Source organism: Mangrovimonas sp. CR14, assembly GCF_011764015.1.
GTDB lineage: Bacteria > Bacteroidota > Bacteroidia > Flavobacteriales > Flavobacteriaceae > Mangrovimonas > Mangrovimonas futianensis.
Window position 1 is genome coordinate 1 of the sequence record NZ_JAAFZY010000011.1, and the last position, 6,276, is coordinate 6,276.

The following is a 6,276-nucleotide window of genomic DNA, read 5'->3' on the forward strand; positions in this document are numbered from 1 at the left end:
TGCAAGCAAATGACATTTGGAATATCAGAAATGTTATTAATATGCAAAAAGTTTGTTTCATTATGTTTTACAACGGTCTAGTATAACCGTTAGTTACGGGCAAATTAGTAATTATTATTCGGTTAAGCACTGCCGTTAGCAATTCCGAGTGGATTCGGACGAAGTCGAATCCGCCGTAATTGCGGTTATACATTGTTGTAGCACGTTTTTATTCAAAATCGGTTTCGGTTAATATTAGTTTATATTCTACTTCATCCATTGAAAGTAGTCCGCTATTCAGCACTTTATACTCCCAATTTTTTCGGTCATATATGTTCTTGGTCAAAGTCCGATTATCCATTTTCACAATTATAGTATCGATTCCTTTAAGAAAATCGATTCCTTTATCGTGAGCAATCCCAATTTCGCCATATTCCGTAATTATTGATTCCGTTTTAGGTTTTAGTTCGATATTTTTTACCGAATCTTTTTCGGATGTATTTCTATTTCCGTATTCCAATATCGACTCAACTTTTAATTCAGATGCAGTTTTGTTTTCGACGACGTATTTATTCACAACTCCTGGGTCACAAGAAGTGAAATTTATTAAAATCAGAATCAGAATTATTCTTTTCATTGGTTTTGCTCAAATGTGCTACAACGGTTTGTGTATAGTTTCGTTGCGTGAAAATCCGCTAGGATTTTCGTGATAAGAAACTAAGATAGTAAAGTTGCGAGGATTTTCCGCGAGGAAAATCGGAAGCAATGAATTATACACGGTGTTAGCTACCGTTTTTATTTTTCCACCATTTTAATATTTCGTCAATCTTATCTTGGTCATAAATTTTACATTCACAGCCATACCTTGGATAATTTTCTTTACTTCTGTATGTCTCTATGATTGATATAATTTGATTTCCGATGGTCATATTTTTGGAGTCAGGAATATTTGATTCAAATACATCCATAACACACTTTGCTTTTTCTTTAGAGTTTATTTTGGAAATCAGATATTTTAAATCATTATTTTCAATCCAATTCAGATTTCTCCTCCCTAGAACCTTTAGAATATCAAGTTTGTCATTATCTGTTGTGTCGGCATGTAATTCATCAATAAACTTTTTAATACCTAAATCAGATATTATTATTCCACGCTTACCTCCATAATACTTGTAAAATTCTTTTTCCGATTTCTGATAGTCATCCGTTATAAAATTGTCAGTTCCGTAATCAATTTCCTTTTTACAAGAAGTCAAACAAAGAGTTAAAAAAAATATTAAGATTACTCTATTCATGGAGCTCGTTTCAAATGGTAGCTAACGGTTTGTGTATAGTTTCGTTGCGTGAAAATCCGCAGGATTTTCAGAGTTAAGAAACTAAAATAGCAAAGTTGCGAGGATTTTCCGAGAGGAAAATCAGAAGCAATGAATTATACACTGTGTTGTAAAACGTTTTTTTATTCAATAGTTTTTTTCTTTTTTCAGTTCTCCTTTTTCGGTATAAGTTTTCCAAAGTCCGACCTTTTTTCCGTTCACTGTTTGTCCTTCTTTAAACAAATAACAAACTTGTAGTTTATATGAGCATTTATAATATTTCTCAATTCTTTTAAAACTGATATGCTCGTCGGAATCGAAAAATTCAGTCAGATTATTTGCGTTTGAGTCGATTTCAGTCGTTATGGATTCAGATGTTTTATTTCCTTCTCGGTCATAAGAGTTCCAGGATATTATATTTCCGTATTTTCCTAAAAGAACTTCGCTTGCAATTTGTCCGTTTTTATAGTATTGAGTTTGCTTTCCTGAATGAGTAGAATAGTTTTCAGAATTGAACTGATAAGTCGTAATTGTACTTATCCACCAAATTTTTCCATTTCCGTAAAAAATTGTATCTGGTTTAGATTCAATTTCCTCAAGTTCACTCACTATTTTTTTGAATCTATCAGTATGTTGAGCATAAGATAAATTACAAATGAGAAGTAAGAATATTATTGTTAGAAATCGTTTCATTCAAATGTTTTACAACGGTTTGTGTATAGTTTCGTTGCGTGAAAATCCGCTAGGAATTTCGGGTTAATAAACTAAGATAATAAAGTTGCGAGGATTTTTCGCGAGTTAAATTAGGATTGTCTTTTGATAAGACTATGTTTCAAGATTCCCTTAGAAAAGATATGATAACTAACTCAGTTCTTTCTGGGTAGTTGTATTAATATTCGTAAAATTCTTTTATTGTGAAATTCAATTTCTCTTCTTTATGCCTGAGTAAAGAATTTAAATAGTACCTGTGGAAGTAACCATTTAATACTATTATTTTCTTACCATGATATGCTCTAACAAAATGTAAAATGTTTTTAGCCATTGTTTGATTTCTTAAATCCCAAAATTCTGATGCCCTTTTAAAGCCTTCATAATAACTAATACTATCACCATCACTTTTAACGTGGTAGGTGTCAGAGAAAATTGGATATTCAGACATGATTCCCAAAAGCTCTTTATAATGGTATTTTTGTCTGATTTCAGCGGCTCGATCTGTTTCAGGGTTATTAAATGCTTTAGCACCTAAATATGCAAATGAATTTAGTGTGTCATTTGCCTTGAGAAAGTTTTGATATTTTCTATTATTCAACGAGTTGAGCTGATTATTTTTATAAAAGCTGTCTAACAGTTCCAATGCTTTGTTATCTGTTGGTCTAGATCCAATTTTTAACCTGTACTCATTTCTTCCTGTGAATTCATAAGGTCTTACATCCACATCAAAGTTATTCATATACCTTACGGTAGCAATATTTTCATTACTCTCCCAAGTTTTCTTAAAGTCAAACTCTTTGGTGAAGAATGAAGAATCCACCTCAAAAAGGATTAAGTCTGGCTTCACTTTAACCAAGATATTGTAAAGGCTGTCTGGTGTAAAATTTTGCACGGGCTGATGAACAGTTCCCAGAAGCACTAATTCAGTTCTTTTACTTGTACAACTGCAAAAAATCAAGCAAATAAAAATAATTTCTAAAAATCTATTCATTTTAAATGGGTATTTAATGAATGGTGAGTTACGGATTTTAATGGACTTAACTTTCGGTTTGGTACTTTAGTTGAGCATTAATAAAGTGTTGAAAATTTACTTAGTTTTTAACTCAGTTCTTTGTTAGCACCTGTGCTTTTTTCATTTATTCGTCCGTAAACTTTGTATTCCTTTGTTATTTTTTCCAATTGTCCGATGATTTGAGGTAGTTCCGTCTGGTCAAAGTTAAGCTCACAATTCAGTTCGTTTCCAGTCCCAGCGTAGTCCATTATTTGGCATCTTGTTTTTAGGTGTCCAATTCCATCTCCCTGAACAACAATTCTGACCTGACTCTCAATTCCTTCGAAAATTGCTGTTCGATTAAGATTGTTGTACAAATATTCTAACTCCGTTTTAAAAATGTCAAAGTCCCACGACATTAAGTCGGCATTAAACCTACCAGAAAAAGCACCACATTTCACAGAAACATTGCAATTCAAAGAATTTCTGTCCCAGTCCAAATCGCCGTCGGGATAATTCTGCTTTAGGACTTGTATTTTGATAAAGTCAATTCCGTCTTTTATCTCAAAATATGTTTCTATCGCGTTTGCCATTTTCGCATTGGTGCTAACGACGGTCTCGTATAACCGTCAGTTACGGGATTAAAGTTAATGATTTTCGGTTAAGCACTGACGTTAGCAATTCCGAGTGGATTCGGACGCAGTCGAATCCGCCGTAATTGCGGTTATACATTGTTGTAAACAGTGCTTTATTCAAAATTCTAGATTGTTGTCCGAAATATATTTATCAAGTCTTTTCGTGAAATCATCATTATTAGCCGAAACTAGCAATAGTCCAGTTTTGTCAAATCCGTACCAAAAAAAGTAATTTTCTTTTTCAAATGATTTATTAAGAAATTCATCTTTATAAGAGTATTTGAGTAGAACTATAAGTCTTAAATCATCTTCGATTCCCGTTACGTCAATTGAATTTCCGCTCCTAAGTTTAATTTCTACTCCTCCAGAAATAGCAGATGTAATATCAAAATTTTCAAGAGAACCTTCCATTTTTATATGTTCCGTTATATTTTTTTTGTCTCTTGCAATCCCGATTATGGCGTTAGCATTAAAATCTTTTGCAGTTCTTTTCCCTAAATTTCTAAAGCCAAATAAAACTCCATAATCATTTCCAGATGCGGTTGATTTTTTTTCTAAACTAGCGACAACTTCAACTTCTGGTTTTTCTAATTCAAACCTTTGCTTTTCAAGCTTTAGTTGTTCGCTTACTTTTTGTTCAAATATTTCTGTTTGTTTAAGCGTATTTTTAAATACTTTCAGCTGTTCCGTTAAATCGTTTTCTACTCCACTAAGAGCTGTACTTAATTTAGCCACGCTATCATTAATTACTGAAAGTCTTTCGAGATTTCCATTTATATTCTGTATTATTAACTCAGTGTTTTCTTTGGTTTTGGATAGGGACTGAGCTTGTTCTTTAGATTCCTTGTCTTTTACAACTTCGCCTCTGATAGAAAAAAAAAGTCCACTAAGAATTAAAAGTGAACCAACTATAATTAAAAATACTTTATCTGTTTTATTGTTCGTAAAATCCAATATATAAGCAGTAATTGCTAAAACTGCTGTTATTACGGATGCAATTATTACATATTTCATTTTTTAATTATGGTTAGGTGTTTCAGCATTGTTTACAGCGACTCGCGGATATGTTTCGTTGCGGTTGGTGTGAGCAGTCAAATTTATTTGAACTGCGGGAAACCCAAAGAGCAACGAACAAAAGAAAAACCAATTGCGGAGCAATGAATGATATCCCATGTTGACCGCTGTAATTTGTTCTTTACATGTCCATGAGGTTAAAATTAAGATTAATGTTTAACTAAATAAATGTATTATGGAAGTAATTTTTTTAATAGGAGGAATAGTTATAGGTTTTATAACGTGCTTATTGTGGCACAAAGACAAGTTACATTAGATATTATTTGTAGCATGAATCCTAATATTAATAAAACAAGTGCAAATCTAGACCAGAAATTATATTTTTTCCATTTTCTTATGTCTTCATAATTTGTTTCTTGTATAGCTAATCCAATATAACCATCTTTAGATACATCAGCAGGTAATCCATATTTGAAAAGCATAATAACTCCAATAATATCAAAAATTAAACCAATGCTATTAATTAAGTTACAATCCATTTTTAAAATATTAAGTCAATGCGTAGCATTGCAAGGTTTTTCTTTTGTTATCCGCGAGTCGTTGACCGCAATTAGTGGAACCGGAGAAACGGACTGTCAAGGAGTTTCGTTTCACGTATCCCAACCGATACAACAAGCGAAGTGCAGTTGTTGAGGTTGAGGTTATTGCGGTCAACGGTTCGTATAACCGTCAGTTACGGGGTAATATACGTAAATTTTCGGTTTAGCATTGGCCTTAGCAATTCCGAGTGGATTCGGACGTAGTCGAATCCGCCGTAATTGCGGTTATACATTGTTGGGCACAGTTTTTTTTATTAATTTTTCAGGAATGTCAGTTATATTTACAAACACTCCATTTTTCACTTCGATAAATTGCTCATCAGTTTTTAGATAATAATAGTAGCGAGTAATATTATGTTTTTTGTTAAATGCCTTGTGAGTTTTGTCAATTATGTTTGATGAAACTGCAAAATTCCCAACTTCATTTTTCTCATTGTCAAAACATCTTAAAATTTGCATATTAGGGATAAGCTCATTAATAATTTCTCCATTAGTCAAAGTCCCTTTAAGGTTGTATTCTCCGTTTTCTGTAATAGAATATTCTTTTACATCATTATTCAAACCATAGGTTTTACTCCATAGGTCTTTTAAGTTATTTTCACTTTCCTTTCCAAAATGATATTCTTTGGCATATTCTTTATCAAATTCCGGATTCTTTTGTTTGAAAATTACATTAAATCTCATCAACTAATTTTTTGGAATTACATATTCAGCCAGTTTTACTCCTTTTGTCAATTCGGTCAAATATGATGTTGAAATTCCAGATTGTTCAATTATGTCTTTTTTCGAGTAATTACTTTGTTTGATTTCGTTTGCATATTTAATTCCAAATAAATGTATCATAGCAACTGCATCTCCTTTTGGAGCGTTGTTATACATTTCGCTGAGCTTTGTTCCTAATTCGTTTAAAGTCATTTTATATTTTTTATTGCGTTTATTTTTTGGTCAAATTGTGCCCAACGTTTTGGGCTATGGTTTCGTTGCGTGAAAATCCGCAAGGATTTTCCACCGTGAACCAAAGATAGCAAAAGTGC

9 protein-coding genes are annotated in these 6,276 nt (G+C 32.4%); all 9 read right to left on the minus strand.

Annotated elements, in window-relative coordinates; genetic code table 11:
* Positions 1 to 208 precede the first annotated feature (208 nt).
* The 9 genes from GZ212_RS15885 to GZ212_RS15925 all read right to left on the minus strand — a co-directional run bounded on the left by GZ212_RS15885 (position 209) and on the right by GZ212_RS15925 (position 6,157).
* On the minus strand, positions 209 to 616 hold the full coding sequence (locus tag GZ212_RS15885; protein WP_166962473.1) for a hypothetical protein: 408 nt from the start codon (positions 614 to 616) through the stop codon (positions 209 to 211).
* Between the two features lie 145 nt (positions 617 to 761).
* A complete protein-coding gene (locus GZ212_RS15890; RefSeq protein WP_166962476.1) occupies positions 762 to 1,274 on the minus strand; it encodes a hypothetical protein in 513 nt (170 codons plus the stop codon).
* 165 nt (positions 1,275 to 1,439) lie between these two features.
* Positions 1,440 to 1,985: a hypothetical protein gene (locus tag GZ212_RS15895; RefSeq protein ID WP_166962478.1), complete on the minus strand. Its 546-nt coding sequence runs from the start codon at positions 1,983 to 1,985 to the stop codon at positions 1,440 to 1,442.
* A 196-nt stretch (positions 1,986 to 2,181) separates the two neighbouring features.
* Positions 2,182 to 2,994 (minus strand): ChaN family lipoprotein, encoded by an 813-nt coding sequence (locus GZ212_RS15900; RefSeq protein ID WP_166962481.1) that lies wholly within the window; start codon positions 2,992 to 2,994, stop codon positions 2,182 to 2,184.
* A gap of 107 nt (positions 2,995 to 3,101) precedes the next feature.
* Complete coding sequence (locus GZ212_RS15905; protein WP_166962484.1) at positions 3,102 to 3,587, minus strand: hypothetical protein; 486 nt, start codon at positions 3,585 to 3,587, stop codon at positions 3,102 to 3,104.
* 159 nt (positions 3,588 to 3,746) lie between these two features.
* A complete protein-coding gene (locus tag GZ212_RS15910; protein ID WP_166962486.1) occupies positions 3,747 to 4,643 on the minus strand; it encodes a hypothetical protein in 897 nt (298 codons plus the stop codon).
* A 275-nt stretch (positions 4,644 to 4,918) separates the two neighbouring features.
* Positions 4,919 to 5,182 (minus strand): hypothetical protein, encoded by a 264-nt coding sequence (locus tag GZ212_RS15915; protein WP_166962489.1) that lies wholly within the window; start codon positions 5,180 to 5,182, stop codon positions 4,919 to 4,921.
* Between the two features lie 285 nt (positions 5,183 to 5,467).
* Positions 5,468 to 5,926, minus strand: a complete 459-nt coding sequence (locus tag GZ212_RS15920) for a hypothetical protein (RefSeq protein WP_166962492.1) — start codon at positions 5,924 to 5,926, stop codon at positions 5,468 to 5,470.
* Between the two features lie 3 nt (positions 5,927 to 5,929).
* On the minus strand, positions 5,930 to 6,157 hold the full coding sequence (locus tag GZ212_RS15925) for a hypothetical protein (protein WP_166962495.1): 228 nt from the start codon (positions 6,155 to 6,157) through the stop codon (positions 5,930 to 5,932).
* Positions 6,158 to 6,276 lie beyond the last annotated feature (119 nt).